The 26,395-nt window shown below is 64.4% G+C and carries 24 protein-coding genes and 2 pseudogenes; 14 read left to right on the top strand and 12 right to left on the bottom strand.

What is annotated here, in order from left to right:
• Positions 1-67: 67 nt before the first annotated feature.
• Both AC07PQ_RS07495 and AC07PQ_RS07490 read left to right on the top strand, forming a co-directional pair.
• Positions 68-685 (top strand): LysE family translocator, encoded by a 618-nt coding sequence (locus AC07PQ_RS07495; RefSeq protein WP_007932015.1) that lies wholly within the window; start codon positions 68-70, stop codon positions 683-685.
• A gap of 75 nt (positions 686-760) precedes the next feature.
• A complete protein-coding gene (locus tag AC07PQ_RS07490) occupies positions 761-1,246 on the top strand; it encodes a MaoC family dehydratase (RefSeq protein WP_493184973.1) in 486 nt (161 codons plus the stop codon).
• A 55-nt stretch (positions 1,247-1,301) separates the two neighbouring features.
• Here AC07PQ_RS07490 and AC07PQ_RS07485 read toward each other — a convergent pair whose 3' ends face one another.
• Complete coding sequence (locus tag AC07PQ_RS07485) at positions 1,302-1,646, bottom strand: cupin domain-containing protein (RefSeq protein WP_007932019.1); 345 nt, start codon at positions 1,644-1,646, stop codon at positions 1,302-1,304.
• A gap of 256 nt (positions 1,647-1,902) precedes the next feature.
• Between AC07PQ_RS07485 and AC07PQ_RS07480 the strand changes: the two genes are divergently transcribed.
• The 7 genes from AC07PQ_RS07480 (at position 1,903) to AC07PQ_RS07450 (ending at position 7,576) form a co-directional block, all read left to right on the top strand.
• Positions 1,903-2,439 carry a P-loop NTPase family protein gene (locus AC07PQ_RS07480; protein WP_493184974.1) on the top strand — a complete coding sequence of 179 codons (537 nt, stop codon included), beginning with the start codon at positions 1,903-1,905 and terminating at the stop codon, positions 2,437-2,439.
• Between the two features lie 394 nt (positions 2,440-2,833).
• The gene (locus tag AC07PQ_RS07475; protein ID WP_493184975.1) at positions 2,834-3,442 is read left to right on the top strand and encodes a hypothetical protein; all 609 of its coding nucleotides are present in this window, start codon (positions 2,834-2,836) and stop codon (positions 3,440-3,442) included.
• A 250-nt stretch (positions 3,443-3,692) separates the two neighbouring features.
• Positions 3,693-4,094, top strand: a complete 402-nt coding sequence (locus AC07PQ_RS07470; protein ID WP_493184976.1) for a GFA family protein — start codon at positions 3,693-3,695, stop codon at positions 4,092-4,094.
• A 154-nt stretch (positions 4,095-4,248) separates the two neighbouring features.
• The gene (locus AC07PQ_RS07465; RefSeq protein ID WP_007932027.1) at positions 4,249-4,548 is read left to right on the top strand and encodes a hypothetical protein; all 300 of its coding nucleotides are present in this window, start codon (positions 4,249-4,251) and stop codon (positions 4,546-4,548) included.
• 108 nt (positions 4,549-4,656) lie between these two features.
• Positions 4,657-5,730 (top strand): NAD(P)/FAD-dependent oxidoreductase, encoded by a 1,074-nt coding sequence (locus AC07PQ_RS07460; protein ID WP_493185318.1) that lies wholly within the window; start codon positions 4,657-4,659, stop codon positions 5,728-5,730.
• A gap of 171 nt (positions 5,731-5,901) precedes the next feature.
• Complete coding sequence (locus tag AC07PQ_RS07455; protein WP_493184977.1) at positions 5,902-6,582, top strand: phytanoyl-CoA dioxygenase family protein; 681 nt, start codon at positions 5,902-5,904, stop codon at positions 6,580-6,582.
• A gap of 100 nt (positions 6,583-6,682) precedes the next feature.
• The gene (locus AC07PQ_RS07450) at positions 6,683-7,576 is read left to right on the top strand and encodes a LysR family transcriptional regulator (RefSeq protein WP_493184978.1); all 894 of its coding nucleotides are present in this window, start codon (positions 6,683-6,685) and stop codon (positions 7,574-7,576) included.
• 20 nt (positions 7,577-7,596) lie between these two features.
• Here the strand turns inward: AC07PQ_RS07450 and AC07PQ_RS07445 are convergent.
• The 4 genes and pseudogenes from AC07PQ_RS07445 to AC07PQ_RS07430 all read right to left on the bottom strand — a co-directional run.
• A pseudogene (locus tag AC07PQ_RS07445) lies at positions 7,597-8,863 on the bottom strand ((R)-mandelonitrile lyase).
• A gap of 53 nt (positions 8,864-8,916) precedes the next feature.
• Complete coding sequence (locus AC07PQ_RS07440) at positions 8,917-9,963, bottom strand: alpha/beta hydrolase (RefSeq protein WP_274306543.1); 1,047 nt, start codon at positions 9,961-9,963, stop codon at positions 8,917-8,919.
• 56 nt (positions 9,964-10,019) lie between these two features.
• Positions 10,020-11,114, bottom strand: coding sequence for an alpha/beta hydrolase (locus AC07PQ_RS07435; RefSeq protein WP_493184979.1), 1,095 nt, complete (start codon positions 11,112-11,114; stop codon positions 10,020-10,022).
• A 105-nt stretch (positions 11,115-11,219) separates the two neighbouring features.
• Positions 11,220-11,318: pseudogene (locus AC07PQ_RS07430) on the bottom strand (tautomerase family protein); the annotation flags it as partial.
• 245 nt (positions 11,319-11,563) lie between these two features.
• Here AC07PQ_RS07430 and AC07PQ_RS07425 point away from each other — a divergent pair.
• Both AC07PQ_RS07425 and AC07PQ_RS07420 read left to right on the top strand, forming a co-directional pair.
• Complete coding sequence (locus tag AC07PQ_RS07425; RefSeq protein WP_493184980.1) at positions 11,564-12,619, top strand: Rieske 2Fe-2S domain-containing protein; 1,056 nt, start codon at positions 11,564-11,566, stop codon at positions 12,617-12,619.
• 120 nt (positions 12,620-12,739) lie between these two features.
• Positions 12,740-13,687 (top strand): PDR/VanB family oxidoreductase, encoded by a 948-nt coding sequence (locus tag AC07PQ_RS07420; protein WP_493184981.1) that lies wholly within the window; start codon positions 12,740-12,742, stop codon positions 13,685-13,687.
• Positions 13,688-13,693: 6 nt separating this feature from the next.
• Here the strand turns inward: AC07PQ_RS07420 and AC07PQ_RS07415 are convergent, their stop codons facing one another.
• The 6 genes from AC07PQ_RS07415 to mdlC all read right to left on the bottom strand — a co-directional run bounded on the left by AC07PQ_RS07415 (position 13,694) and on the right by mdlC (position 22,058).
• Positions 13,694-14,407 carry a GntR family transcriptional regulator gene (locus AC07PQ_RS07415; RefSeq protein ID WP_007932043.1) on the bottom strand — a complete coding sequence of 238 codons (714 nt, stop codon included), beginning with the start codon at positions 14,405-14,407 and terminating at the stop codon, positions 13,694-13,696.
• Between the two features lie 654 nt (positions 14,408-15,061).
• Positions 15,062-16,315: an OprD family porin gene (locus AC07PQ_RS07410; RefSeq protein ID WP_493184982.1), complete on the bottom strand. Its 1,254-nt coding sequence runs from the start codon at positions 16,313-16,315 to the stop codon at positions 15,062-15,064.
• A 131-nt stretch (positions 16,316-16,446) separates the two neighbouring features.
• Positions 16,447-17,922 (bottom strand): aldehyde dehydrogenase family protein, encoded by a 1,476-nt coding sequence (locus AC07PQ_RS07405; RefSeq protein ID WP_493184983.1) that lies wholly within the window; start codon positions 17,920-17,922, stop codon positions 16,447-16,449.
• 75 nt (positions 17,923-17,997) lie between these two features.
• Complete coding sequence (locus AC07PQ_RS07400; RefSeq protein WP_493184984.1) at positions 17,998-18,936, bottom strand: ketopantoate reductase family protein; 939 nt, start codon at positions 18,934-18,936, stop codon at positions 17,998-18,000.
• 9 nt (positions 18,937-18,945) lie between these two features.
• On the bottom strand, positions 18,946-20,379 hold the full coding sequence (locus tag AC07PQ_RS07395) for an MFS transporter (protein ID WP_493184985.1): 1,434 nt from the start codon (positions 20,377-20,379) through the stop codon (positions 18,946-18,948).
• Positions 20,380-20,471: 92 nt separating this feature from the next.
• Positions 20,472-22,058 (bottom strand): benzoylformate decarboxylase, encoded by a 1,587-nt coding sequence (mdlC, locus tag AC07PQ_RS07390; protein WP_493184986.1) that lies wholly within the window; start codon positions 22,056-22,058, stop codon positions 20,472-20,474.
• A gap of 118 nt (positions 22,059-22,176) precedes the next feature.
• On the opposite strand from mdlC, the gene AC07PQ_RS07385 reads away from it, so the two are divergent.
• Positions 22,177-23,079, top strand: a complete 903-nt coding sequence (locus AC07PQ_RS07385; protein WP_493184987.1) for a LysR family transcriptional regulator — start codon at positions 22,177-22,179, stop codon at positions 23,077-23,079.
• A 3-nt stretch (positions 23,080-23,082) separates the two neighbouring features.
• On the opposite strand, the gene AC07PQ_RS07380 is transcribed toward AC07PQ_RS07385, so the two are convergent.
• Positions 23,083-24,414, bottom strand: coding sequence for an MFS transporter (locus AC07PQ_RS07380; RefSeq protein ID WP_493184988.1), 1,332 nt, complete (start codon positions 24,412-24,414; stop codon positions 23,083-23,085).
• A gap of 628 nt (positions 24,415-25,042) precedes the next feature.
• On the opposite strand from AC07PQ_RS07380, the gene AC07PQ_RS07375 reads away from it, so the two are divergent.
• Together AC07PQ_RS07375 and AC07PQ_RS07370 are read left to right on the top strand one after the other, a co-directional pair.
• A complete protein-coding gene (locus AC07PQ_RS07375; RefSeq protein WP_493184989.1) occupies positions 25,043-25,981 on the top strand; it encodes an alpha/beta hydrolase in 939 nt (312 codons plus the stop codon).
• A gap of 140 nt (positions 25,982-26,121) precedes the next feature.
• Positions 26,122-26,256 carry a hypothetical protein gene (locus AC07PQ_RS07370; protein ID WP_007931277.1) on the top strand — a complete coding sequence of 45 codons (135 nt, stop codon included), beginning with the start codon at positions 26,122-26,124 and terminating at the stop codon, positions 26,254-26,256.
• Positions 26,257-26,395 lie beyond the last annotated feature (139 nt).

The following is a 26,395-nucleotide window of genomic DNA, read 5'->3' as shown; positions in this document are numbered from 1 at the left end:
CCCCGATTAACACCACCGTCGACAGCCCAGAAACAGCATTCGCCCAGCAGCACAAGGCAAGACGGCCATGAGCCTGAGTATTTTCGCGGCGTTCTGGGCGGTGTCGTTTCTATTTGTGATCACCCCCGGGGCGGATTGGGCCTACGCGATATCGGCCGGCCTGTTCGGGCGAGTGGTGATACCCGCGGTGGCCGGCCTGTTGATCGGGCATCTGCTGGCGACGCTGATAGTGGCCGCCGGGGTCGGCGGGCTGATCGCCAGCAATCCCCTGGCCCTCTCGCTGCTGACCCTTGGCGGGGCTGGCTATCTGCTCTGGCTGGGCATCAATATGCTGCGCAACCCGTCCGTGCCCCGCGCCGGGGAGGCCCAAGCCTCTGCGTCCTGGGCTCGCTGGACCCTCAAGGGCGCCTGCGTCAGTGGCCTCAACCCCAAGGTGTTCCTGCTGTTCCTGGCCTTGCTGCCACAATTCACCGACCCGCTGGCCGCCTGGCCGGTGCCGCTGCAAATCGTCGCGCTGGGGCTGCTGCATGCCTTCAGCTGCGCGGTGATCTACCTGCTGGTGGGCTTTGCTTCCCGCGCCGTGTTGCAGACGCGCCCGGTGGCCGCGCAAGCGGTCAGCCGGCTCTCGGGGGCGCTGATGATCATCATCGCCGTGCTGCTGTTCATCGAGCAGATCCTGCGCTGAACCGGTATGTTCCACGGGTATCCAAAAGGCTCGAAACCGCACTCCCCCGAATACGCAAAAGGACCAGGAACCGCAATGAAAAGCTTCCGACAGCGCGCCACCGAAGGGCTTCAGGCAGGCGACCGCTTCACCCTCTCCCGCTGTTTTTCAGAGGCGGATATCCAGGGCTTCGCCACGCTGTCCCGCGACTACAACCCGGTGCATTTCGATGCCGAGTTCGCCGCGGCCCGGCGCTTCAGGGCACCGGTTTCCCATGGCCTGCTGACCGCCAGCCTGCTCACCGAAATCGGCGGACAGATCGGCTGGCTGGCCTCGGCCATGAGCTTCCAGTTCAAGCAGCCGGTGTATGCCGGCGACACCATCACTTGCCACTGGGTCATCCAGGCGCTGGACGAACAAGGCCGGGCTACGGCGGCCATCAGCATGACCAACGACAACGGCATCATCGTCCTGGAAGGCCAGACCAGCGGCCTGGTGCCAGGGCCGAAGGAGCGGGCAATCCTGATGCGCATGCTGGCCGAGGGCGACCCGACCAATGGCGCGGCGGGTGCGGGGGAATGATGGGCGTTGGGCGAACCGCGCGTCTGGCTCGCCCGTATCGATGTTCGGCCCGGGCTCACTCTTGCCGGATAATATCGACCGAAATCTCCCGCGCCGGAATCGGCCCTTTGTTCTCAAGCCAGTGCGTGGTGTCCCGATCCTCGGGCCACCCCACTCCCGGGCCATAGTCCGTGTCGCCGCCATCGCGATGGTCAGTGATGGTGCCTTCCAGTATGTAGACGACGCCTGGCCGGTCTTTATGGTTGTGGATTGGCCCGAATACGCCTCCAGGCTCGATGGTCACCAGGCGCATTCTGAGTTGGCGCCCGGCCATGCCCTCGATTTCGGGACCCAGGTCAATGGTTGCCAGTACCTGCACTGCAACCCCTTTGGTTTCCGGTGCCACCTGTTCATTGCTCATGCTGCTCTCCTCCCTGTACCTACAGGGCCTCACTAGCAGTAGACACCCCTAAAAGGAGAGAGCTGCCGACAGGCGACAAAGGGTCGGAAGCAGGCGTTCAATGGGGACCAGGATGGATCGACTTCCTGCTCTCGGCTTCAGGCCCCACACTGGCAACACACATTCCATTCCCGGTGCGGTCGGCCCAACTATTCGCCTTTAACTGGCGATGCAAAACCTGCACAATCGCCGGCTTTTTTCGCGACAGGAAGCGCCCATGCAACGGATTGTAATTCTGGGTAATGCCGGGAGCGGCAAGTCCACCCTCGCCCGTGCCCTCGGCAAGCGCCGGAACCTGCCTGTGCTCCACCTGGACACGCTGTTCTGGGAGCCCGGCTGGGTCGAACCCGACGCCGAGCAGTTCCGCGAACGGGTCCGCGCGGCGCTCGCACCGGCTGCCTGGGTGTGTGAAGGCAACTATGCCCGACGGACCTTCGACCTTCGCCTGCCCCATGCCGACCTGATCATCTGGCTCGATACGCCACGGCTCACCTGTTTCACCCGGGTGATCATACGCAGCATCATGAACCGTCCCCGGCCTGACCTTGCCGCAGGCTGCACGGAAAAGCTCGATCGGGCATTCCTGACCTTCCTGCGCTTCGTATGGACTTTCGATCGCGGCTACCGCCCGGGTACCGAGGCGGTACGCCTGGCCATAGGTCCGCAGATTCCCACGCTGCACTTGCGCGGCCGCCGGCAGATTACCGCGTTTCTCGATAGCCTGCCGGCGACACCTGAAGCCTGCCTGGAGTGAATGCGGGGTCGCCCTCCCGGCACCACGTCCGGTTGAACCCGCAGCCGATAGCGGCCAGTCACGCCTGACGGCTTACCACCCTTTGCAATCGTTCGCTGGTGCCCAGGAAATCAGGGACGATTCAACATTTGACTTGCCAAAGGAGGGAATAGCCCTTGCTGCCCCCTTGGAGGGATTGGCTATATAAATAAACGCACATCGATATTATGAAACGCCATTTTCGAACTATACGTAATACATTCGCAATCACTTTCACGGAGGAACTTGATCGTTAATAAAAAACATGACCATGCGCTTAAATTGCTCGCTTCGTTCGCAGGGACGAGCTAAAGCCCGCCCCTGAGTTCAATCGTTAGCTATATATCATCTCTCGGGATAGTCGAAGGGAATTGCTATGAACAGATCATTGGATGTTGTTCACTTGAGTAGCGTGACGTGCGAAGACGTTGAATTGCTATACAAGGAAAAGGCGAGGCATCTTCATGAGAAAATCGATGCGACCAGGGATGCTTATTTTGGATTCATCTTCCCGATAAATCGCACTGATCTTTCTGCGGTTTCAGAAGCATTCGAGTTGGATTACCAAGTTGCGCAGCTGATCTACAAGAAAAGCAAGGAGTTTTCCACCTTTAAAGTTCCGGGCAGAAAGTTCGGCCAGCTTACCAATCATATATACGGTGCGTCCGTACTCGCCCTGAGAGGGAAAAGCCTTGATACAGGTCTAGAGTCGGTCTCTGATCGCAGTATTAACGAACTTGCTGCCGCAAATGAGGATGTAATCCTGGAGATTGCAAGCGTGAGAGCATCCTGGTTCGGAAGAATATTCTTTCCTGCGCAAGCATTTTCAAATGCAATTTCTGTTTTTGGCGGCAACGTAAGTCCGGAAGCGCTTTTTGCTCTGGCCAAGGACTACGGTTATGCAAGTGTCGCGGGCAGTCGCAATACGATCAGGGGCGATTTCGGTATTGCCCTGTGGCTAACTCTACTTGCCCGGGCACCTTGAGCCTTATGCTGACAGGTGGCGCCTAACACCTTGAATAAAGCGCTTCACGGGCAATCCTTACTAGGAAACCCTCAGGAATCACAACAAGGGTTCGAGGAAGCGCTTTTACACTCTCTCGGCTTCGAGCAGCCAGTGGCGAGCGTCGCTTCTGGGCGAAAGCCAGTGTTAACGAACAGCAATAGGCAGCCGTTCGACATCCCCGACACCGACTGCTTAAATGGGCGCCCTTCCGTTCAAGGTGCGCCCTTAAATGACTGACACCTTCCAGGGCTGCTGCCTTTGCGGTGCCGTCAAATACCAGCTCTCGTCGCTCCCCAAGGCGCTTTCCCACTGCCATTGCCGCCAGTGCCGGAAAAGCCATGGAGCGGCATTCGCCAGCTATGGCAGTGTGTTGCGCAGCGATCTGCGCATCGTGCAGGGCGCCGGGAACCTCCAGTCCTATCGATCGTCCGAAACGGTGCTGCGCCAGTTTTGCGGCCAGTGCGGTTCGTCGCTGTTCTGGTCCAGGGACCAGGGCGAATACGCCGACTGGATCTCGATCGCCCTGGGCACTCTGGATACGCCCTTCACCGCGGATAAACAGAAACACATTCAGGTGGCGTTCAAGGCTTCGTGGTACGAAATCCAGGACAATTGGCCGCAAGAACCATGACTGCGATAAGGCAAACACGGATGGCAACCGACGCAAGGCACACCCAAACGCATCCACTCCGCCAGACGGCCCCAGGGCCAGGCGCGATACCCTCTAAGCTGAATAGAACAGCACTGCGAACACGCCTCTACCGTCTTGATACAGGGGAACCGGAATGACCAGAACAGCAGTACGCCCATACTCGTCATGGATCCTGTTTTCCCTGCTCGCCATCAACCTGGCGCTGATCGCGGGATGTTCAAGCAAAGCCGCCAAGTATCGTTATTCGACCGCCAGCATCGGCTCGAACTGTTACGCCAAAGCGCTGCCCACTTCCGGCGAGGGTGGCCTGGCCTGGGGTTCCACCCTGGGCATGGCACGCCAGAAATCCCTGAATAACTGCATCCGTTATGCCGGCCGCTCCGGCGGCACGCCCGGCACCTGCAAAGTGGTGTTGGCGGAGTGCAAGAAATAGCAGTGCAAAAAAAATAACAGGGAGCTTGCGAAGCAGGCCGCTCGGTTCTCAGGGTATTCGTTTATCTGGATGCCCTACCCTCATCAGGTCGACAACATGGAGGTTGATATGGGGAACGCGGTAAACAAACGCGTCGTGGTCATTGGCGCGGGCATAGTGGGCGCGTCCCTGGCGTATCACCTGGCGGGCAGAGGCGCGAAGGTCATTCTGGTGGAGGCTGAAGACATAGCGTCCGGGGTGACGGGACGCTCATTCGCCTGGATCAACACCGCCCACGACGGGCCCGATCCCATCGCCTCATTGCGCGGTACGGCGATCCAGGAGTACCGCCGGCTCGAAACCGAGCTGCCTGGCCTGAAGGTGCGCTGGACCGGTGCCCTGTCTTACGGCACAAACCCGAGTGAAGCGCTGCACGCCTCGGGTCACCCGCCTTCGGCAACCCAGCTGTCGCGCTCACAGATCCTCGACCTCGAGCCAAACCTCAAGCATCCCCCGCAGCAGGCCATGTACGCCGCCGAAGAAGGCGCGCTGGACGCCGTGCAAGCAACCCAGGCGTTGATCGCCGGCGCCCAGGCTCATGGCGCGCAGGTGCTCACCCAGACGCGGGTGTTCGGCTTTACCACCCAGGGTGCGCGGGTAACGGGCGTCACAACCGCAAGGGGCCGTATCGAGGCCGACGTTGTCGTGCTGGCCGCCGGGACGGGCATCAAGCAGCTGACCGAGCTGCTGAACCTGCCCCTGCCAATAGCGGCCTCCCCAGCCATATTGATCCGCTACGCCTCACAACCCGACCTCGTGCGCACCCTTATCTCCAGCCCGGAAATGGAAGTGCGGCAAGGCCCGGACGGCACGCTGCTGGCGGCGGAAGACTACCTGGACGACACGTTGGAAAACCAGCCAGCCGCGATAGCGCTGCGCACCGCCCAGGCCATCCGGAACGAGCTCCACGGGGTTGCGTCCATCGAGCTGGAGTCGGCCTGTGTCGGGCTCAGGCCCATGCCGGTCGATGGCACGCCCATCATCGGCTATCTGCCCGATATCGGCGATGTGTATGTGTGTGCGATGCACCCTGGCGTCACGCTGGCGGCGATAGTCGGCCGCCTGGCCAGCGAGGAGATCATCGACGACACGACATCCCCTGCCCTTGCCCCTTGCCGCCCTGGGCGCTTCTTCCAGGCGTAGGGAACAGGTGTCTGGGTCGAGCAAGGTGACAACCTCTCCAACAAAACCTGGTTGGGCCATGCCATTCGATACCCTTCGCTCTGTTCTCCAAAAGCTACGCTTGATCATTGGCCGGCTATTGCCCCGGGCCGCTCCGCAGGACGCGTTGCTGGTAAGGAAACTGAGGAAACCATGACTGACCGCGAACAACTCCATCGAGAGGGTTATGTGCTGCTGCGTCGAGCGATCCCGGCCGAGTGGCTGGATGACCTGCGTACCACGTTCGATGCGGGTGTGGTGCCGTCGAGCCAATGGCCCGTACCGCGTGGCATGGACTGGCGCCATTCGCTGCTGGACTCCGATTCGAAGGTTCAGGCGGTGTGTCGTCTGCCGCAGATGCTGGCGGTGGTGGGCGAGTTGATCGGGGAACGCTTCTTCCTCTCCCAGGTGGAGGGTCGCGAGCCCCTTGTCGGTGGCGGTCATCAGCAACTGCACCGCGACCTGTCGGCTCAACGGCCAGGCGATATAGCCAACGCCCTGGCTTTTTTCGACGACTATGGCCCCGAGAACGGCGCCACCCGCATCGTCCCCGGTAGCCATCGTCCCGGGCCGGGAGAGCCGCCATTCGACTTCACCGACGAGTCCCGGTCCGTGCAGCTCTCAGGCGCCGCCGGAGACATCCTGGTGTTCGATGTCGACCTGGTGCATGCGGGCAGCTTGAACTCGACCGGCGCACGCCGCCGCTCGCTCCTGATCAGCTATTTTTCCGAACCGCTCTATGCGTCGCACCTGGAAACCCTGGGCCTGCGCAATATCCGGATGGACACCACCGAGCGCTTCGATCCGGCGGACTTTGCCCTCGGCCGGGTCTAGTCCGCTCGCCGCCGCGCCTCCCCTCAAGTGCCATGAAGTGCTGAACGATTGCCTGTATCGGATGGCATAATCCCCCATCGTTCATAACGGGGGCGGATAAATGACCACTGAAAGCTACGACCTGCTCGCGATCTTCGCCGCCGTGGCCCAGGAGCGCAGCTTCACCCGCGCCGCCGCCAGGCTCGGTATGTCGCAGCCAGCCTTGAGCCGGGCCATGCGCCAATTGGAAGAACGCCTGGGCGTCAGGCTGCTGGCGCGCACCACCCGCAGCGTCTCCCCCACCGAAGCCGGCGAACACCTGCTGCGGGTGGTCTCCCCCCGGTTCGAGGAAATCGACGACGAGCTGGCCTTGCTCAGCAAGTTCCGCGACAAGCCGGCGGGCAAACTGCGCATCACCGCTGGCGAGCATTCGGCGATCACGGTCCTGCAACCGGCGCTGGAGAAACTGCTGCCCGAGCATCCCGACCTCAACATCGAGATCATCGTCGACTACGGCCTGACCGATATCGTCGCGGAAGGCTTCGACGCCGGCGTGCGCCTGGGCGAGCAGGTGGCCAAGGACATGATCGCGGTGCGCATCGGCCCCGACATGCGCATGGCGGTGGTTGGCTCCCCGGAATACTTCGCCCGCTACCCCAAGCCAAAAGTGCCGAGCGACCTGATGCAGCACAACTGCATCAACCTGCGCATGCCGACCTACGGCGGCATCTTCTCCTGGGAGTTCGAGAAAAAGGGCCAGGCACTGAAGGTGCGGGTCGAGGGCCAGCTGGTGTTCAACAACATCGCCATGCGCCTGGACGCCGCCCTCAAGGGGCTGGGGCTGGCCTATATGCCGGAAGACCTGGTGCTGGCCCATGTCGAGCAGGGTCGCTTGATTCGCGTGCTGGCGGACTGGTGCGAACCCTTCTCCGGCTACCACCTCTACTACCCCAGCCGGCGCCAGAGCTCACCGGCCTTCACCCTGCTGCGCGACGCCCTGCGTTACGCGAACTGATGCCCTGAGCGGGGGCCACCTCATGGCCGCCCGGCGCTTGCCGCCAGGTGTTTTTCCAACGCCTCGGCGGCCCGCTTGGCCGCATCGGCCTCGCCCTGCTCGGCCAGCACCCGGACCAGTTGCCGCAATTGCCCGGCGCTCAGCCCTACCCTGATGCTGGCGGCCATGTGCGAGCGCAGTTGCGGCTCCGCGCCGGGGGTGGCGGCCAGCGCGCCGACCGTGGCCAGCTCACGACTTTGCCAGTCCAGGTTGTCACGCTCGAAGATGTCGCCGAACAGATGGGCCTGCAGGTACTGGTTGATCACCGGGGCGAAGTCGAACAGCGGCCCCTGGACCGGCGCGCCGGAAATCCGCGTCTGGTTGGCCTTGCCCGCCGCCAGCAGCTCATCGCCCGTGGGAATGCCGGCGCTGGGCTCACGCCCCGGAACGTCCTCAATGCCGCGTTGCTTGCGCGCCTCGAGCACTTTCATCAGCTCGCCAAGGGCATTGAGGCTGCGCGGAAAGCCGGCGTAGGCATAGAGCTGCACCAGGATTTCCCTGGCCTCGCTGACGGTCAGCCCGGCATCCAGCCCCTGGTTCAAGGCGGCATTGAGCCGCGGCATATTGCTGGTGGCCATGGCCGCCGCGATCAACGGGATGGCCTGCTGCTTGTGGGAGAGCGTCTCGGAAGCGGTGGGTACGGAGGACATGGCTTGAGGCTCCCTAGGGTTCTGCGCGGCGTGGCTCGTCGTCATCGTCAGGTTCAGGCTCAGCAGCGCGAAGGCCACTGTCATCCCTCCGGGCCTGCACCGCTTAACGGGCGTTGTATTGGTCATCGCTGACTTTCTCCAGCCATTGCACGCTCTTGCCATCCACCGCGCCGGTCACCGCCAGATGGGTCATGGCGCTCGTCGCCGCGGCTCCGTGCCAGTGCTTGACGCCCGGCGGGCAGACGATCACGTCGCCCGGATGGATTTCCTGCACCGGCTTGCCCCACTCCTGCGTCAGGCCCACGCCGGAAACCACCACCAGGCGCTGCCCCGCGGGATGGGTATGCCAGGCCGAGCGCGCGCCCGGCTCGAAGGTCACGTAGGCGCCGGAGGCATTGATCGGGCTGCTGGCGGGAAACAGCGGATCGACGCGCACCCGCCCGGAAAAGTAATCCTCCGGGCCCGCGACCGAAGCCTGGGTACCTGCACGACTGATCTGCTGGGTGGCGAAAGGCTCGCCGGGGTTTTCAGCCTGGCCGGCCGCGTCAGCCAAGGGCGCCGCGGCGCATACCGCGAGCCCCAACAGGGTCTTGTTCATGATGAGAATTCCTCGTTGGTCGAGCCTATTGAAATGACGAGCCGTTGCGGCGATCACAGCGTCCTGGCGTAGAACGCCGTCAGCTTGCTGATGGCCGCGTCCACATACTGGGGCACCCAGTAGGTTTCGATATGGGTGGCGCCGTCGATCTTGAACAGCTCCTTGTCCTGAGTGCCGGTGGCCTTGGCGAACGCATCCTCGGTCATGTAGAGGCTGTCGGCCTTGCTGCCGGCGATCATCAGCAACGGCTGTCGGATCAGTTCGATCTGCTGGGTGGCGTCGAAGCGCATCAGGTCCAGCAGGCTGCTGGTGGTGTATTTGAAGGTCGAGTTGGGGTGCGCGTGGGTTTTCCAGTAGTACTCGTAGCCCTGCCGATACAGCGCGAAGGGCAATTGGGCGATCTGTTCGTCGGTCAGGTTGGCATCCCCCGAATACAGCACTTCGCCGCCGGCCGCTTCCTGGGCACGGGCCGCCGAAGCCTGCTGCAGGCGTTGCTGGATGCTGTCCAGTTGCGAGTCGTTGTAGCCATTGCGGCGAACCCGCCCGGAATTGAACATGCTCACCGTCGCAATCGACTTGAAGCGCTTGTCGGTTTGCGCCGCGGCCAACGAATAACCACCGCCGCCGCAGATGCCGAGCAGGCCCAGGCGCGTGTTATCGACACCGGGATAGCCGGCGATGAAATCCGCCATGCCATGGATGTCCTCGATGCGGTACGCGGGCTTGTCCACGCTGCGCGGCTGGCCGCCACTGGCGCCCTGGTACGCCGCATCCGCGGCGATGGTGATGTAGCCCTGGTCGGCCAGGCGCTGGGCATACAGGCCGGCGACCTGCTCCTTGACCCCGCCATTGGGGTGCGCCACCACCACGACCGGGTATTGCTTCGCCGGGTCGTAGTTCGCCGGGGTGTAGACGTTGGCGGAGATGTCCAGGCCATTGAGCTTGTAGCTGACCGGATGGATGTTGACCTTGCCCGGCTCGTTCTTGCTGATCGCGCCCTCGTAGACCAGGGTGAACGGATTCTGCTTGTAGTCCGCGGCCTCGGCGGCCGACATCCCGACCATCGCGGCCATGAGCGTGGCCTTCAGCGTTTGCTTCATTTGAATACTCCTGCCCTGCTTTTGAAGAACACGGCAGCCAGCCGCCGTGCCCATAGTCAATCCAGAGACTTCTCTGCAAGAAACCTCGAAACCAGGTCCGCAATCTCGACATTGTTGAGGTCCGAGAACGGAAAGTGGCTGTTGCCCTTGATCCCGATCTCCGGCAAGTGGATCAGCCGGGCGTCACCGCCATGCCGGTTCACCGCGTCGCGCCACAGCCGCGCCATCTCGAGCCGGGCGCGCCAGCTGTCCTGGGCCGGCAAACGCACCGGCTGGGCGGGGATGTTGTCGCCATAGAGGATCAGGATGGGAATGTGCGTCAGCGCCTCGAACTGCGCCTGGCTCACGACCTGCGCGGCGACGGTGTCGAACGCGCTGGGAATCGGCGCCGGCGCCTCGCCCTCGGGAAACACGAAGCTGCTGCCCGGCTCGAACGCGACGATGGCCCGCACGTTGCGGCTCTTGATCGCCGTCAGCCAGCCCGGCCCGCCCCCCTGGGAATGGGTGAACAGAATGGCCGGGCCGGTCTTCTCCAGCAGCGCCGATACACCATCGGACACCACCTCGATGTCGTAAGGGCCGGTGTTGGGGGTCATCGAACGGAAGAACTGCTCCTGCGCCGCCCGCCCCGGCGGGAACTGGCTGCCCGCGAAGGTCTCGGGCCACAGGCCGATGCGGAACTGGTTGAACCACAACTGCTCGTCCGCCACCGGTTTGATCGTCGCTTCGACCAGGCTGCGCCCCGCATCGCCACGGCGCGGCTGGTCGATCAGGTAGGTGGAAAAACCGCGACGCAGGAAGATGTTCTGGAAACCTTCACGCCCATCGGCCGTGGTCTCCCAGGACTTCGCCGACTGCCCCGCGCCGTGCCACATGACAATCGGCAGCGGGCGCGCGTTAACCGGCTTCTGGTAGAAGGCATATACATGGTCGCCGTGGTAGGTCTGGCCATTGGGATTCATCGGGTTGTAGGGATCGAAGGTGCCCGGCTGAGTGTGCACGCCACCGCCCGCGATCAGGCTGCCCTGATCCTCGACCACCAGCGGACCGCGCTCGCTCGCCTCAACAACCGCGCCGCTGCACAGGGCAAAACAGAGGGTGCCCGCCCTGGCGGCGGCGGGCATGTACTTGCGGATCAGGTGCTGGGTCATGGAGGGCTCTCGATTGGAAATCGCAGAACCCCAACTTACCCCTCGGCCATTGATTGATAAATGGCACGGATTGGATAGAACTGATACCAGAAACGCATAGGTAGACTAATTGCCCCACCCACCGCCAAACGACCATTCCTCTGCCTCAGTGGTGGTAATCACCATCACATCCTCGGCATCGATGCTTGGCGCCCGGCCCAGCCGCACGCTCGCCAGCTCGGGTCGACGAACGGCGACATCCCTCCTTCATCGCTGGCGTTTTTTCTGTCATTGGGGGGTGTTTAACAATACTTATCAATGGATCCATTAAAAACAAAAGCAACAGCTATCAGTCCGATAATCGCCCATAAATCAACCTTTAACCTGGATCTTATCGTTGACACTCAAACACCACAGCCTCTATAATGGATCCATTAAATAAAAACAATCACTCCCCAGGAGAGCCCTCCATGTACCCCAAGAACACTTGGTACGTTGCCTGCACCCCCGATGAAATCGCCGACAAGCCCCTGGGCCGACAGATCTGTGGGGAGAAGATGGTGTTTTACCGTGGCCTGGAAGGCCGGGTCGCGGCGGTCGAGGACTTCTGCCCCCATCGCGGCGCGCCGCTGTCGTTGGGGTATGTGGAAAGCGGCAACCTGGTGTGCGGTTATCACGGGCTGGTGATGGGCTGCGATGGCAAGACCGCGGCAATGCCCGGGCAACGGGTACGTGGTTTCCCGTGCAACAAGACCTTTGCCGTGGTCGAGCGCTACGGCTTTATCTGGGTCTGGCCCGGCGATCAGGCGTTGGCCGATCCGGCGCTGATCCATCACCTGGAATGGGCGGTCAGCGATGAGTGGGCCTACGGTGGCGGGCTGTTCCATATCCAGTGCGACTACCGCCTGATGATCGACAACCTGATGGACCTGACCCACGAAACCTACGTCCACGCCTCCAGCATCGGCCAGAAGGAAATCGACGAGGCGCCGCCGACCACCAGGGTCGAGGGTGATGAGGTGGTCACCGCGCGGCATATGCAAAACATCATGGCCCCGCCGTTCTGGCGCATGGCCCTGCGCGGCAACGGCCTGGCCGACGACGTGCCGGTGGACCGCTGGCAGATCTGCCGCTTCACCCCGCCCAGCCATGTGCTGATCGAAGTCGGCGTGGCCCATGCCGGCCAAGGCGGCTACAACGCGCCGGCGCAGTTCAAGGCGTCGAGCATAGTGGTCGACTTCATCACCCCGCAGAGCGACACCTCGATCTGGTACTTCTGGGGCATGGCGCGCAACTTCAACCCACAGGACGAGGCGCTGACCGCGAGCATTCGCGAGGGCCAGGGCAAGATTTTCAGCGAAGACCTGGAGATGCTCGAACGCCAGCAACAGAACCTGCTGGCCCACCCCACGCGCAACCTGCTCAAGCTGAATATCGACGCCGGCGGCGTGCAATCGCGACGGGTCCTGGAGCGCCTGATCGCCCAGGAGCACGCCGGCGAAGCACAACTGATCGCCATGGCCTGAGCCCTGCGCGGCGCTACGCCGGCAGTGCACCGGTGCCGCGCCCTGCCCTTTCCCCAGCCTTTTACCCAAGAAAAGAAACAGAAGTGACCGCCCCGGGCGGCAGCACTCGGAGGACCGACGATGATCGATGTGGTGGTGGTATCCCGTAACGACGAAGCCCAGGACATCTGCAGCTACGAGCTGGCCAGTGCCAATGAGCGCCCGCTGCCGGGCTTCAGCGCCGGCGCGCATATCGATGTGCACCTGCCCGGCGGCTTGATCCGCCAATACTCCCTGTGCAACCACCCCGAAGAACGCCATCGCTACCTGATCGGCGTGCTCAAGGACCCGGCCTCCCGCGGCGGCTCGCTGGCCATGCACGAGCAGATCCACCCCGGCACGCGTCTGCACATCAGCGAGCCGCGCAACCTGTTTGCGTTGGCCCATGAAGCCCGGCGCAGCCTGCTGTTCGCCGGCGGCATCGGCATCACCCCGATCCTGTGCATGGCCGAGCGCCTGGCCCACAGCGGCGCTGATTTCGAGCTGCATTACTGCGCCCGCTCCAGCGAGCGCGCGGCCTTTGTCCAACGCCTGCGCGATTCATCCTTCGCCGAGCGGGTGTTCCTGCATTTCGACCAGGAACCCGAGACGGCGCTGGACGCGACCAAGGTCCTGGCCGCGCCGCGCAACGATGTTCATGTCTATGTGTGCGGCCCCGGCGGCTTTATGCAGCACGTGCTGGACACGGCCAAGGCCGCGGGCTGGCGGGAGGACTGCCTGCACCGCGAGTACTTCGCCGCCCCCGTCGATACCCGCGCCGACGGCAGCTTCTCGGTCAAGGTCGCCAGCAGCGGCCAGGTCTTCGAGGTGCCTGCGGACAAGAGCGTGGTGCAGGTCCTGGAAAGCCATGGCATCGACATTGCCATGTCCTGCGAACAAGGGATTTGCGGCACCTGCCTGACCCGGGTACTGGAGGGCGTGCCGGAGCACCGCGACCTGTTCCTCACCGAGGACGAGCAGGCGCGCAACGACCAGTTCACCCCCTGCTGCTCGCGCTCGAAAACGCCGCTGCTGGTGCTGGATATCTGAAGGGAGTCAGGCGGGGCGGAGGATGACCTTCATCCGCTCGTCCGCCGCTGCGCTGCTGAAGATCTCGGCATAACGCAGGGTCGCGTTGGCATGCTCGCGCATGATCGCCTCGGCCCGCGCGCCCTGGCGATTGACCAGGGCGTCGAACACCGAATGGTGCTGCATATGGGCGTAGTTGAAGCGCCGGTATTCGCGAGCCATGTCCTGGCGATCCACCGCCAGCGCGGTGACCGAGGCGAACGGCAGATGATCGTTGCGCGCCAGGGCATCGGCGATCGCCGGGTTGTGGCTGCCTTCGACAATCACCTGGTGAAAACGCATGTTGAGGTCGTGATAGACCTCCAGGTCGTCCTCGGTCACATAACCCTTGGCAAACAATTGGTCGCCCTGGGCCAGGCACAACTCCAAGGCCGCCCGCGCCGCCTCCGACAAGCCGCGCTCGGCGGTCTGGCGCGCCGCCAGCCCTTCGAGCACACCCCGCACCTCGACCGCGCCGGCAATATCCTCGGCACTCACCGAACGCACCTGGAACCCCCGCCCGCCAAACCGCACCAGCAGGCCTTCCTGCTCCAGGGTACGGAACGCCATGCGCACCGGCATCCGCGACACCCCGAACAACTCCGCGGTCGGAATCTCCATCAGCCGCTCTCCCGCCGCCAACTCGCCCGAGGCGATCATCTTGCGCAACGCGACCAGCACCAATTGACCGGGCTTACTCATCCAGGCAACTTCCAGAAAACGTGGGCGGCCATAGTACCGCAAGCCTTGCGCCGGCGGCATGCGGATAGCGGCGTGCCGACGGTGGCGACCTCATAGGCCTCATCGCGGGCAAGCCTCGCTCCTACGGAAAACACACCTCCCCTGTAGCCGCTGCCGCAGGCTGCGATAAGGCCGCAGGCCTTCAGCGATCTCAAGACCGTGCGCCCCCTTCGGGGTCGATCGCAGCCTCGCAGGCTCGGCAGCGGCTACAGGAAACACACCCACCCCAGGCCGGCCGGCAGGCCGCCGTCTTGCTTTTGATCTGAACGCCCCGTTAACCACGATGGCCGAACGCAGGCATTGAGCCGTGGGTAACCCGGGTTAGCCGCCCCAGGCCATGGATGGCCTGTGGCGGCGGCCCACGGATCAATGCCTTCGTTCGGGCATGCCGAGCCTTAGCGAGGCACCGAGTGGGGGGCGAAGCGTTTTGGTTACTTTGGACTGGGCCGGCTTCCGGATCTTCCAAAGTGACCCGCCGTAAGGGCGGAACCCTAAGCCGCCGTGACCACAGCAACGGATATGCACACATCCCAAAAATGCAGCGCCAAAACAGACGCCATCGCGGGCAATTCGAGCGTCGACCGGCCGCTCCCGCCCGCGACAACACTGCAAGGCTCAAAACGACAACGGATAACTCACAATCACCCGAGTCTGATCAAAGTCACTGTTGAAACTGCGCCGATTGGTAGCGTTATTCACCCGCACACTGAGGTTCTTCAAACTCCCACTCTGAAAGGTATACCCCACCTCCGTATCCCGCTCCCACTCCTTGCCATTGCTCCCGGCCTTGGTCGTGGCATTCTCGCCATGCCCATAGCGCACCATGGCCAACAACCCCGGCACGCCCATGGCGGCGAAGTTATAGTCATAACGCAGCTGCCAGGAACGCTCGTCGGCGTTGCTGAAGTTGCCGTTGAACATGTCGTTGCCCAGGGTCCGGCCGCTGCTGCCGTACACCGACATCCACGGGCTGTCGCCACTGACCTTCTGCAAACCCAGGTACAGGGTATGGCCGGCGGTAGAGGCCGAGAGCAAGGCATAGGCGGTGCGGCTCTGGATCTCGCCGATGCGCGCCTGGCCGTCATCCTTGTCGATGAAGTAACCGAGGTTCGCCCCCAGCACCCAGTCGCCCACCGGCTGCTTGTGCAGCAGGTTGAAGTAGCTCTGCTGGTAGATGTCTTCCAGCTGCGCATGCCAGGCGCCGATCAAGGTGCGCTGCTGGTTGAAGCGGTACTCGGCGCCGGCATAGGTGAAGCCATCGGAGGTCACCCCGGGCGCGGCCCAGGCCGAGAGGTCCTGCATGTCCGAGGAGTTGCGCAGGCTCACCGAACGGTACTGCCCGGCCTGCAACCCCAGCCCGGTGATTTCCCGCGAGTCGAGCATCGCCCCACGGAAGGTCTGCGGCAGCAGCCGGCCATCGTCGTAGCGCAGCAGCGGGATGTCCGGCAGCAACTCGCCGACCTTCAGCTCAGTGGCGGAAATGCGCATTTTCGCCGCCACGCCGGCGCGGCCGTAGTTGTCCGCCGCGCGCCCGTCGTCATGCACCGGCAGCAGCTCGGAACCACTGGTGCCGCGCCCGCTGTCGAGCTTGACGCCGAACATGGCAATGCCGTCCAGGCCGAACCCGACGACGCCCGGGGTGTAGCCGGAATTGAACTTGAGGATAAAACCCTGGGCCCATTCCTCGACCTTGCCCTTGGCCGCCCCCGGGTCGCGAAAATCCCGATTGAAGTAATAATTGCGCAGCACCAAATCGGTCTTGGCATCTTCGAAAAAGCCACCGTCTTCGGCCCAGGCCGGCAGGCCCGTGCCCAGTGCCAGTGAAGCCGCGGCCAGCGAGCGCGCGAGGATGCAGTGAGGGGTGTTCATTATTATTGTTCTCCGCTTTGCATAGGCGCAGCCGTTCCCCGACAGGCCACTCCAGGCCCGCCTCTTATCGGCTGCAAAAATGCCCGGTCTCTCTTTTGGGAAAGGCCGGGCGATATCCTCAGCTCAAGGCATCAGAAGGGATAACGACGCGCCGAGTGCTGCACGCTGATCCAATGATCGCGGGTGAACTCGTCGATCGCCCAGTCGCCGTTGAAGCGCCCGAGCCCCGAGTTCTTTTCCCCACCGAAGGGCGCGTTGGCCTCGTCGTTCACCGGGATGTCGTTGATATGGGTCATGCCCGCGCGAATCCGCCGGGCGAAGTTCACCCCGCGCTCCAGGTTGCCAGTGAACACCGCACTGGACAGGCCGAATTCGCTGGCGTTGGCCAGCTCCAGGGCGTGGGCCTCGTCCCGCGCGCGCAGCAGCCCCACCAGCGGGCCGAAGATTTCATTGCGCGCCAGGTCCATGTCGACTGTGACCTCGCCGTAGACATGGGGCGCCAGCAGGTTGCCCTGGGCCCCGCCCTCGTAGAGCGGCTCGGCGCCTTCGCGGCGAGCCAATTCGATCTTCTCCCGCAGGCCCTGCAACTGCCGCTCATTGATCACCGGGCCGATCACCGTCTCGATCGATTGCGGATCGCCGACCTTGAGCCCCTTGACCCGCTCGACGAAGCGCGCGGCGAAGGCGTCGTAGAGGCTGTCGTCGACGATGATCCGGTTGACCGCCATGCAGATCTGCCCCTGGTGCAGGAACTTGCCGAACACCGCCGCGTTCACCGCCTGTTCGAGGTCGGCGTCGGCCAGGACCACGAACGGGCTGTTGCCGCCCAACTCCAGGGCCACATGCTTGAGGTGCGCGCCGCCGCTGGCGATCCGGCCGATACCGCGGCCGACCGGGGTGGAGCCGGTGAAGGTGATCAGCGAAGGCACCGGGTGCTCGACAAAGGCATCGCCAATCTCGCTGCCCGCCCCCACCACCACACTGAGCACGCCCGCCGGCAGGCCGGCCTCCTCGAAGATCTTCGCCAGCAGCAGGCCGCCGCACACCGGCGTATCGCTGGCCGGCTTGACCACCACCGCGTTGCCCAGGGCCAGCGCCGGGGCGATCGAGCGCTGGGTCAGGTGCAGCGGGAAGTTCCACGGGCTGATGACCCCGACCACCCCCAGGGCGCTGCGGTAGACCCGGCTCTCCTTGCCCGGCACATCGGACTCGACGATGCGACCGTGGACCCGCGCCGGGAACGACGCCGACTCCAGGGCGATGGCCCGCGCCGCGCCCCACTCCAGCTGCGCCTTGAGCCGGGTGCTGCCGGACTCGCGAATGATCCAGTCGACGATCTCCTCGCGGCGCCGGTCGAACACCGCCACCACCTGATGCAGCACCGCCGCCCGCGCCGAAGGCCCGAGCGCCGCCCAGTGCGGCTGCACCGCGGCGGCCTTGGCATAGGCGGCATCCAGGTCGGCGCGGTTGGCCTGGGCCACTTCCAGCAATAGCGTGCCGTCGAACGGGTTGCTCACCGCCAGGGTTTTGCCGGCCGCGCCGGCGCGCCATTCCCCGGCGATGGGTTGCAGGTGCAGATCGCTGTAGACAGCTGTGGACTCACTCATGACAAAACTCCTTGAGAACAGGATTCACAGGAAAGATGGGCTCGCGACTCAGGGCGCCGAACCGGGTTTACGTGGCTATGCATGACTGCCTCCGGTGGCTGCCCGCGCCTCGATCAGGCGCAGCAGCCCCAGCAGGGTTTCGGTGTGCGGCACGGCGATGCCGACCTGGCGCGCCCTGGCCAGGACCTCGCCATTGATCGCGCCGACTTCCGTGGGCCGACCGGCCAGCACGTCTTGCAACATGGACGGCTTGTGCGCCCGGTGGTGGGCGATGGCATAGGCCACGCTGTCCAGGCAGCGCCGCGCATCCGTGGCCACCCCCACCGACTGCGCGACGCCGAGCACCTCCAGCACGATGGCCCGGGCCAGCGCCGGGCCTTGCGGCACGGTATCCAGTTGCCCCACGGTGCAGCCGGTGACGGCGCACAGGCTGTTCAAGGCCGCGTTGAACGCCACCTTCTCCCAGATCGAGGTCCAGACCTGCGGGTCCACCGCGCAGTGCAGCCCCGCCGCCTCCAGCACCGCGGCAACCTGGGTGCTGGCCTGGCGCTCGACACCCTCCAGCGACAGCAACCGGACCACGCCCTGGCCATGGGAGCGGACATGGGCCGGCCCGGCCATATCGGCGGGCCAGGTGGTCATGCCAATCATCACCTGCTGCGGGGCGACGTGGCGGCACAGCGCTTCGGCGTTACCCAAGCCGTTCTGCAGGGTCAGCACCCGCGTGTGCTCGCCGATATGGCCGGCAATACTGCGCAGCGCACCGTCGGTGTGCTGGGCCTTGGTGAAGACCAGCAGCAGGTCGGGCTGGCCCGTCACCTGCTCCGGCCGGCAGGCGCTCAGGCCGCCGATGCGCCGCTCGCCGCTGTCGGTGTCCAGGCGCAAGCCCTGGCGGCGGATCGCCTCCAGGTGCGTGTCGTTGATGTCCAGCAGCGTGACGCTCTGCCCGCTTTCCGCCAGCAGGCCGCCGAACAGCGAGCCCATGGCGCCCGCCCCGAGAATGCTGATGTTCATCGAACCTCCTTATGGCTGTGAGGGTTGATCGGCAAGGTGCTGCTTGTCGGCCCGGGCTGATCCAGGCGCCCGCCGGGGAATATGGCGGCGCACCAGCACCAGGGCGATCAGCGCCAGCACCATCACCGTTCCCAGCAACGTCAGATAGCCGTGGGCGCCGCCCTGGGTGATCACCGTGGCGCCGACGAAGGCGCTGAGAATCGCGCCCATGCGCCCGAAAGCCAGGGCCGATGCGGTGCCGGTGGCGCGCACGGCGGTGGGATAGATAAAGGCGCACAGCGCATAGAGGGTGGACTGCACGGCGTTGACGAACAGGCCATGCACGCCAAAGCCGAAGATCAGCAGGCTGGTGTTCTGGTTGACGTCCACGGCCTGCATGGCGAAGGCGCTGGCCGCGCCGCCCGCGCAGCAGATCAGCAGCGGCCAGAACGAGCCCCAGCGCGTCATCGCGACCGCGCAGAGCAGCGCGCCGATCACCCCGCCCAGGTTGTAGGCGGTAAGGCCCGAACCGGCCACCGCCAGCGACAAGCCTTCGGACAAGAGCATGGTCGGCAGCCAGCTGAAGGCGCTGTAGACCGCGGTCAGGCACATGAAGAACGCCACCCAGACCGCCACGGTGTCGCGCCCGTAGCCGGGGGCGAACAAGGCGCGGAAGCCGCCCTGCTGCTCGCTCTTCTGCTCCAGCGCATCGGTGTAGCGCACGCCTTCGGGCATCGGTCGGCCCATGCGTCCCAGCAGCACAGTCAACTCGCCCCAACGCGGCGGCCGGCGCGCCAGGAAACGCGGCGACTCCGGCAGCGTCGCCAACAGCAACAGGCCCAGCACGATGGGCAGGCTGCCGCCGATAAAGAACAGCGTTCGCCAGCCGTACAGCGGCAGTACGTGGGAGGCGAACAACCCCGCCAGCATCCCGCCCAGGGGCACACAGACGATGGTCGCGGTGACCGCCAGGGTACGCCGGCGCGCCGGGGTGAACTCGGCGGTCATGGTGGTGGCGCTGGGCAGCGCGCCACCGATGCCGAGCCCGGCGATAAAGCGCAGCGCCGCCACCGTCAGCGCATCCGGCGCCAGGCCGATGGCGCAGGTCGCGGTGCCGAACAGGATCACGCTGGCGATGACCGCCATGCGCCGGCCGAAACGGTCGGCGAACAGGCCCGCGCAAGCGCTGCCGATACCCATGCCGATCAGCCCGGCGGCCACCGCGGGGGCGAAGGCCTCACGGGTGATCCCCCATTCCTTGATCATCAGCGGTATGGCGAACCCGATGAGCTGGCCGTCGAAACCGTCCATCACGATGGACAGCGCGGCCAGCAACACCACGATCTTCTGCATCCCGGTATAGGGCCCGTCGTCGAGCAAGGTGCCGATATCGGCACTGCCGGAAACCGGGCTCGACCGCAGGGGCCCAGCCTCCATCACTTCACTGACCGAAGTCGTGTTCATAGCCACCTCTTTTTATTGTTGTGGTGTGCGCGCAAGGCGCGCTTGGCATTGCCGGATCTTCTGCCCGGCGCCGGGAGCCCGGACTTTGAGAATCAGGGCTCGATGGTCAGGGTCGGCACCTCGATCAATACCGGGCGATTGCCGGCCAGGGCCGCGCTGAAGGCGGCGGCAAACTCGGCGCGGGTCGCGGCATGCACCGAATGCACGCCATAACCCTGGCCGATGGCGCAGAAGTCCAGGCCGGGAACGTCCAGCCCCGGCGCATCGCTGACCTGCAGCACATCGGCGAACCAGCGCAGCGCGCCGTAGGTGCCGTTCTTGAGGATGATGAACACCACCGGGATACCGTACTGGGCAGCGGTCCACAGCGCGGTGATGCCGTAGTTGGCCGAGCCGTCGCCGATGATCGCCACCACCCGTCGCCCGGGCGTCGCCAGTTGCACGCCGACCGCGGCCGGCAAGCCGAAGCCGAGACCTCCGGCGGCGGGAAAGAAGTAGCTGCCGGGCTGGCTCATCTCCACCCGCTGCCAGAACGCGCTCACCGTGGAGGTGGATTCCTTGACGTAGATCGCGTCCCGCGGCGCCAGCTGGTTGATCAGGTCGAACACCGTTTCCGGGCGCAGCAGGCTGCCCTCCTCGCGCACCGGCGCCGGCAGCGGCAAGGCGCTCGGCAGCGGCCGTTCGCTCTGCGGCAGCACCTCGACCAGGGCTTCGAGGGTCAGGGCGATATCGCCCACCAGCGCATCGCCCATGGGCGCCCGCGCTGCCTCGCCCGGGTCGCAGGTCAGGTGCACCAGCTCACAGTCCGCCGGCAGGTAATCGCCCGGGGCGTATTGGTGGTAACGGAACACCGGGGCGCCCACCACCAGGATCAAATCGTGCTCGGCCAGGCAGCGGCTGATCCCGGCGATGGCCGCCGGCAGCACACCACGGAAACACGGGTGGCGGGTGGGGAACGGGCAGCGCGAAGCGGAAGGCGCGACCCAGGCCGGCATCCGCAGTTTTTCCGCCAGTTGCACCGCCAGGCCGTTGCTGCCACTGCCGTCGACATCCGGGCCGAGCACCAGCACCGGGCTACGTGCCGCCGCCAGGCGCTCGGCCAACGCTTGCAGTTGCGCCACCGAAGGCAGGCCGGCGCTGGCCACCTGGCGCCGTGCCAGATGCTCGACCCCGGCCGGCGCCGCGCAGGCCCAGTCGTCATAGGGAATCGACACATACACCGGCCCGCGTGGCGCCAGGCTGGCCATATGGATCGCCTGGCTCAGGGTGCGCGGCACGTCCTGGGCCGAGGCCGGCTCATGGCTCCACTTGACCAGGGGCTTGGGCAGCTGCGCCGCATCGACATTGGCCAGCATCGCTTCCACGCCGACCATCGAGCGCACCTGCTGGCCGGCGGTGATCACCAGCGGGCTGTGGGAGTACCAGGCATTGGTCAGCGCGCCCATGCCGTTGCCGGTGCCGGCGGCGGCATGCAGGTTGACGAAGGTCGGCTTGCCGGTGGCCAGGGCGTAACCGTCGGCCATGCCGACCACCGCGCCTTCGTGCAGGCCGAGGATGTAGCGGAAGTCCTCGGGAAACCCCTTGAGAAACGGCAGCTCGTTGGAGCCAGGATTGCCGAAGATAGTGGTCAGGCCTTGTTCGCGAAGAATCTCGTAGGACGCAGAGTGAACGGTTTTCATAAGGACCCTTGTTGTTAGGTTTCGGGTTACTCTTGCAGCCGCTACGAAATTGATCAAATCGATACTATCTCTATCAAAAATAAAACCTATCTATGTTCATAACGGCAGCAGAGGCGATATGAGCCACATCGATCTGAACCTGATCCGCACCTTCGTCACCCTCTACGAAGCCCGCAGCGTGACCCTGGCGGCCGAGCGTCTGTTCGTCACCCAGCCCTCGGTCAGCTATGGCCTGGCGCGTCTGCGCGAACTGTTCGACGACGCGCTGTTCAGCCGCACCCGCGACGGCATCCAGCCGACCTTTGTCGCCGAGCAGCTGTACGGCCCCTTGCGCGAATCCCTGACCCGCATCGAAAGCGCCGTGCAGAGCTGCCGCCAGTTCGACCCGGCGAGCACCGAGCGGCGCTTTCGCATCGCCCTCTCCGACCTCGGCGAAATCGGCTTCCTGCCGCTGATCCTGGCGCGCCTGAACCAGGACGCGCCGCTGGCCGAAGTCGAGGTCCTGCCGCTGCAGGTGGACCAGGTCGGCGAATGGCTGGCCAGCGGCAAGGTCGATGCCGCGATCTGCCGCCAGCCGGTCCCCGGCGTGCGCAGCCGGGTGCTGATGCACGAGCGTTATGTGTGCCTGCTGAGCACCGGCCATCCGCGCATCGACCAGCAGTTGAGCCTCGAACAGTTCCTCGCCGAACGGCACGTCGCCGTAACCCGCACCACCGGCCACGGCAATGTCGAAGACGTGCTGAAAAACATGCACGTGGAACGGCGCATCAGCCTGCATGTGCCGCACTTCTCGGTGCTGCCGAAAATCATTCCCGGCACCGACCTCTTGGCGGTGCTGCCGGCGCAGATCGCCCGGCTGTTCATCCACGAGGGCGAGCTGAAGATGCTCGAACTGCCGTTCCCGGTGGCCGAGTTCGCCGTGTCCCTGAACTGGCACCCCAACAGCGACAGCTCCGCCGCCCTGCGCTGGTTCTGCGACACCATCGCCGACGCCATCATCAGCGGCCAGGGCCATCACTAGTGGCTAGGCCCCGACCATCGCCGGCTGCGCCAGGGCCCGGGCGGGCTTGAGCAGCAACAGGCAGCCGGCGGCGATCACGAACACGCTGGCAAACACCCCGTACAGATGCAGCGGCTGCCAGCCGCCATCCAGCAGGAAGCCGGCCACGGTCGGCGAGAGAATCGCGCCGATGCGGCCGATGCCAATGCCCCAACCAACGCCCGTGGCGCGCACCGAGGCGTCGTAGACCACCGGCGACAGCGCGTAGAGGCCGGCCACGCAACCGTTGGCAAACAGCCCGATCAGCAGCCCCAGGCCGAGCGCCGAGCCAATCGACGAGGCCGAGCCGACAAACAGCACCAGCAGGCCGGCGGTGATCAGCATGAACAGCGCCAGCACCCGGCCCAGGGGCCAGCGCGAGGCCAGGCCGCCGACCAGCGCCGCGCCGAAGATCCCGCCGACGCTGAGCAGCACCCCGCCGGTGATCCCTTGCTGCGCCGACAGCCCGGCGGCCACCAGCAGTTTCGGGGTCCAACTCATGACGAAGTAGAAGCCGAACATCACCAGGAAAAACAGCAGCCAGATCAGCAAGGTGGTGCGGCGCATGGCCGGCGCCAGCAACTGGCCGAAACCGCTGGGCGCGCCGGGTTGCCTGGGCACCTCTGGCGGCAACTGTTCAAGCTCAGGCTGCTCCAGGCGCCGGGCCAGGCGATTGACCCGTACCAGGGCATTGGCCGGGCGGCGGGCGAGCAGGAAGTCCAGGGATTCGGGCAGCCACAGCAGCACCAGGGGAATCACCAGCCAGGTCACCGCACCGCCGAACAGGAACACCGAACGCCAGCCCCAATGGCCCAGCAACCACACCGCCAGCAGCCCGCCCAGGGTGGCGCCCAGGGCATAACCGGTGGATTGCAGGCTGACCGCCAGGCCGCGCCAGCGCTTGCTCGAATACTCGCTGGCGATCACGTTGCTGCTGGCCAGGATGCCGCCGATACCGAGGCCCGTCAGGCCGCGCAGCAGCGCCAGTTGCAGGGGTGTCTGGCTCAGGGCCGAGAGCAGCATGCCGAGCCCGGACAGCGCCAGGCAGAACAGGATCAATGGGCGCCTGCCAAACCGATCGGCCCAGGGCGCGATAAACAGCGAACCCGCCGCCATGCCGAACAATCCGGCGCTGAGCAACAGGCCGACCTGCGCCCCGTTCAGCCCCCATTCGGCCGACACCGAGGCCGCGGTGAAGGCCATCACCAGCACGTCGAAACCGTCGATCATGTTCAAGACCATGCAGATGCCGATGGCCAGGCATTGGAAGGAACTCATCGGGCCGCTGTCCACGCGGCTCTTCAGGTCGAGTGTCATGAACGCACCTCCACGCCGCCTACCGGCGACGGCGAGAGGGAAAACAGCGGCATGCACACAGACAGACGGCGGACGGAACCCAGGCGGTTCCGCGCCCTTGATAAGCCATTCATGACGAGACCCTTCTTGTAGTTTTTATCGGGGGACGGTCGGGAGGGACCCGCCATCGCCAGGTGGCTAATCAACCATCCAATGGATCCATTAACAAGAGGTGAAATCCATGGAGTCCATGGAAAATTGGCTGAAATACCTGGAGAAATGCTCAGGTACTTTTATTTAAAAGACGAAAATCAATGACTTAACCAAACAGCCATTGACTGATATTTGCGGGCGATTATCGACCAGACTCAAAAGGCGCAGACTGTTGAGGATCCTGTGGCCGTGAATGGCTACAGGACCCAGAAATAATGGATCCAATAAATCAAAACCCTGAAGGCAGATGCTCAGCTTTTCATCAATGGACTGACAATCCGTCTCAAGGGCTGTGACCTTATCTTTCAACGCCCTGCCCCGGGGTCAGCCGCCACATTTTGTAAAGCATCCCCGGCCACGGATTGGCGAAATGATTATTGCGCCGGTGGGACATCTGCTAAAACGCGGTTTTTATCCGTACGCGGTGCCACAGCCCATGTCCTCCTCATTCTTCTCGCGCTGGCGACCTCGCTGGTGGTCGCTGCTTGGCATGGCTGCCCTGTTGATAGGCCTGCCGGTGGGCTGCCAGGTGCTGGAGCACAAGGAGCGCGAACTGGTGTTTCGCGTCGAGCCGGGCAATGCCAGTTGGTATCGCGGCCTGCCGGCCGGAGTACGCGAACTGCAGTTCAAGGGCGACAGCCTCAAGCCCGAGCAGAACATTCATGCCTGGTGGTGGCCGGCCCAGCGGGCCGATGCGCCGGCCGTCCTTTATCTGCATGGGGTGCGCTGGAACCTCACCGGGCAGCTGTTCCGCATCGAGCAACTGCACGCCCTGGGGTTCTCGGTGCTGGCCATCGACTATCGCGGCTTCGGCCAGAGCCTGGGCGAGCCACCGTCGGAAACCAGCGTCTATGAGGACGCGCGGATCGCCTGGGAGCAATTGCAAAGGCTGCAACCCGACGCCGGCAAACGCCTGATCTACGGCCATTCCCTGGGCGGCGCGGTGGCGGTGGAACTGGCCGCGCAACTGGGGCAACAGGCGGCCAGCGACGGCGCGCCGATCCCGGCCCGTGGCTTGATCGTCGAATCCTCGTTCACCTCCCTGGCCGCTATCGCCGCCGAGCTGGGCAATACCTCGCTGCCGGTGCGCTGGCTGCTGTCGCAGAAGTTCGACTCCCTCGACAAGATCGCCCATATCGGCATGCCGCTGCTGATCGTCCACGGCCTGGACGACCGCTACGTGCCGGCGCGCTTCAGCCAGCAATTGTTCGACGCCGCGCAACAGCCCAAGCAACTGCTGCTGGTTCCCGGAGCCACCCACAACAACAGCATGCGCCTGGCCGGCGAGCGCTACCGCCAGGCCCTGAACATTTTGTTGCATGCCCGGCCGGCGAAGGTCGCCACCGCGGAACCGGCCCGCGTGCCGACCAGTTGAACCACGAACCGGCACCGTTGCCGTTACGCCCTCCTGCATCAGCCGGATGAGCTCGTCCTTAGACAACCTGTAACAACTCCGGCTGGCCCAGGCAGCGCTTAAATGAGATGGTCTCCTGTTGATTGTTTTGGAGGCATGTCATGACTACATTTCAATTCATCGCAGGCATGGTCTTTTGTCTGGCGGGACTGGGCGTGAGGGCCTACCTGACCCTGCAGCATCCCGGGGAAGAAAAGGCCTGGCGCTCGTCCAGTGTGCGAAAGTCCGCCAAGTAAGCCTTGCCCCCGCCCCTGAATACCGCTGATGGCCTCCCGGCCGGCCCCGCCTGGATCAGGTGGAGGCCCATGGAAAATGCCCGTATCGCGCGATACGGGCATTTTTTTCAGCCCAGGGCATCCGTCATTCCGCCTGATG

This window comes from Pseudomonas sp. GW821-FHT09E12 (assembly GCF_059416085.1).
The sequence above is the reverse complement of the archived record's forward strand: the minus strand, read 5'-3'. Positions and strand labels throughout refer to the sequence as shown.

What these genes read in the sequence shown, in the direction of transcription:
- AC07PQ_RS07495 (WP_007932015.1), top strand. Translation starts at nt 68, where the DNA reads ATGAGCCTGAGTATTTTCGCGGCGTTCTGGGCGGTGTCGTTTCTATTT.
- AC07PQ_RS07490 (WP_493184973.1), top strand. Translation starts at nt 761, where the DNA reads ATGAAAAGCTTCCGACAGCGCGCCACCGAAGGGCTTCAGGCAGGCGAC.
- AC07PQ_RS07485 (WP_007932019.1), bottom strand. Translation starts at nt 1,646, where the DNA reads ATGAGCAATGAACAGGTGGCACCGGAAACCAAAGGGGTTGCAGTGCAG.
- AC07PQ_RS07480 (WP_493184974.1), top strand. Translation starts at nt 1,903, where the DNA reads ATGCAACGGATTGTAATTCTGGGTAATGCCGGGAGCGGCAAGTCCACC.
- AC07PQ_RS07475 (WP_493184975.1), top strand. Translation starts at nt 2,834, where the DNA reads ATGAACAGATCATTGGATGTTGTTCACTTGAGTAGCGTGACGTGCGAA.
- AC07PQ_RS07470 (WP_493184976.1), top strand. Translation starts at nt 3,693, where the DNA reads ATGACTGACACCTTCCAGGGCTGCTGCCTTTGCGGTGCCGTCAAATAC.
- AC07PQ_RS07465 (WP_007932027.1), top strand. Translation starts at nt 4,249, where the DNA reads ATGACCAGAACAGCAGTACGCCCATACTCGTCATGGATCCTGTTTTCC.
- AC07PQ_RS07460 (WP_493185318.1), top strand. Translation starts at nt 4,657, where the DNA reads ATGGGGAACGCGGTAAACAAACGCGTCGTGGTCATTGGCGCGGGCATA.
- AC07PQ_RS07455 (WP_493184977.1), top strand. Translation starts at nt 5,902, where the DNA reads ATGACTGACCGCGAACAACTCCATCGAGAGGGTTATGTGCTGCTGCGT.
- AC07PQ_RS07450 (WP_493184978.1), top strand. Translation starts at nt 6,683, where the DNA reads ATGACCACTGAAAGCTACGACCTGCTCGCGATCTTCGCCGCCGTGGCC.
- AC07PQ_RS07440 (WP_274306543.1), bottom strand. Translation starts at nt 9,963, where the DNA reads ATGAAGCAAACGCTGAAGGCCACGCTCATGGCCGCGATGGTCGGGATG.
- AC07PQ_RS07435 (WP_493184979.1), bottom strand. Translation starts at nt 11,114, where the DNA reads ATGACCCAGCACCTGATCCGCAAGTACATGCCCGCCGCCGCCAGGGCG.
- AC07PQ_RS07425 (WP_493184980.1), top strand. Translation starts at nt 11,564, where the DNA reads ATGTACCCCAAGAACACTTGGTACGTTGCCTGCACCCCCGATGAAATC.
- AC07PQ_RS07420 (WP_493184981.1), top strand. Translation starts at nt 12,740, where the DNA reads ATGATCGATGTGGTGGTGGTATCCCGTAACGACGAAGCCCAGGACATC.
- AC07PQ_RS07415 (WP_007932043.1), bottom strand. Translation starts at nt 14,407, where the DNA reads ATGAGTAAGCCCGGTCAATTGGTGCTGGTCGCGTTGCGCAAGATGATC.
- AC07PQ_RS07410 (WP_493184982.1), bottom strand. Translation starts at nt 16,315, where the DNA reads ATGAACACCCCTCACTGCATCCTCGCGCGCTCGCTGGCCGCGGCTTCA.
- AC07PQ_RS07405 (WP_493184983.1), bottom strand. Translation starts at nt 17,922, where the DNA reads ATGAGTGAGTCCACAGCTGTCTACAGCGATCTGCACCTGCAACCCATC.
- AC07PQ_RS07400 (WP_493184984.1), bottom strand. Translation starts at nt 18,936, where the DNA reads ATGAACATCAGCATTCTCGGGGCGGGCGCCATGGGCTCGCTGTTCGGC.
- AC07PQ_RS07395 (WP_493184985.1), bottom strand. Translation starts at nt 20,379, where the DNA reads ATGAACACGACTTCGGTCAGTGAAGTGATGGAGGCTGGGCCCCTGCGG.
- mdlC (WP_493184986.1), bottom strand. Translation starts at nt 22,058, where the DNA reads ATGAAAACCGTTCACTCTGCGTCCTACGAGATTCTTCGCGAACAAGGC.
- AC07PQ_RS07385 (WP_493184987.1), top strand. Translation starts at nt 22,177, where the DNA reads ATGAGCCACATCGATCTGAACCTGATCCGCACCTTCGTCACCCTCTAC.
- AC07PQ_RS07380 (WP_493184988.1), bottom strand. Translation starts at nt 24,414, where the DNA reads ATGACACTCGACCTGAAGAGCCGCGTGGACAGCGGCCCGATGAGTTCC.
- AC07PQ_RS07375 (WP_493184989.1), top strand. Translation starts at nt 25,043, where the DNA reads ATGTCCTCCTCATTCTTCTCGCGCTGGCGACCTCGCTGGTGGTCGCTG.
- AC07PQ_RS07370 (WP_007931277.1), top strand. Translation starts at nt 26,122, where the DNA reads ATGACTACATTTCAATTCATCGCAGGCATGGTCTTTTGTCTGGCGGGA.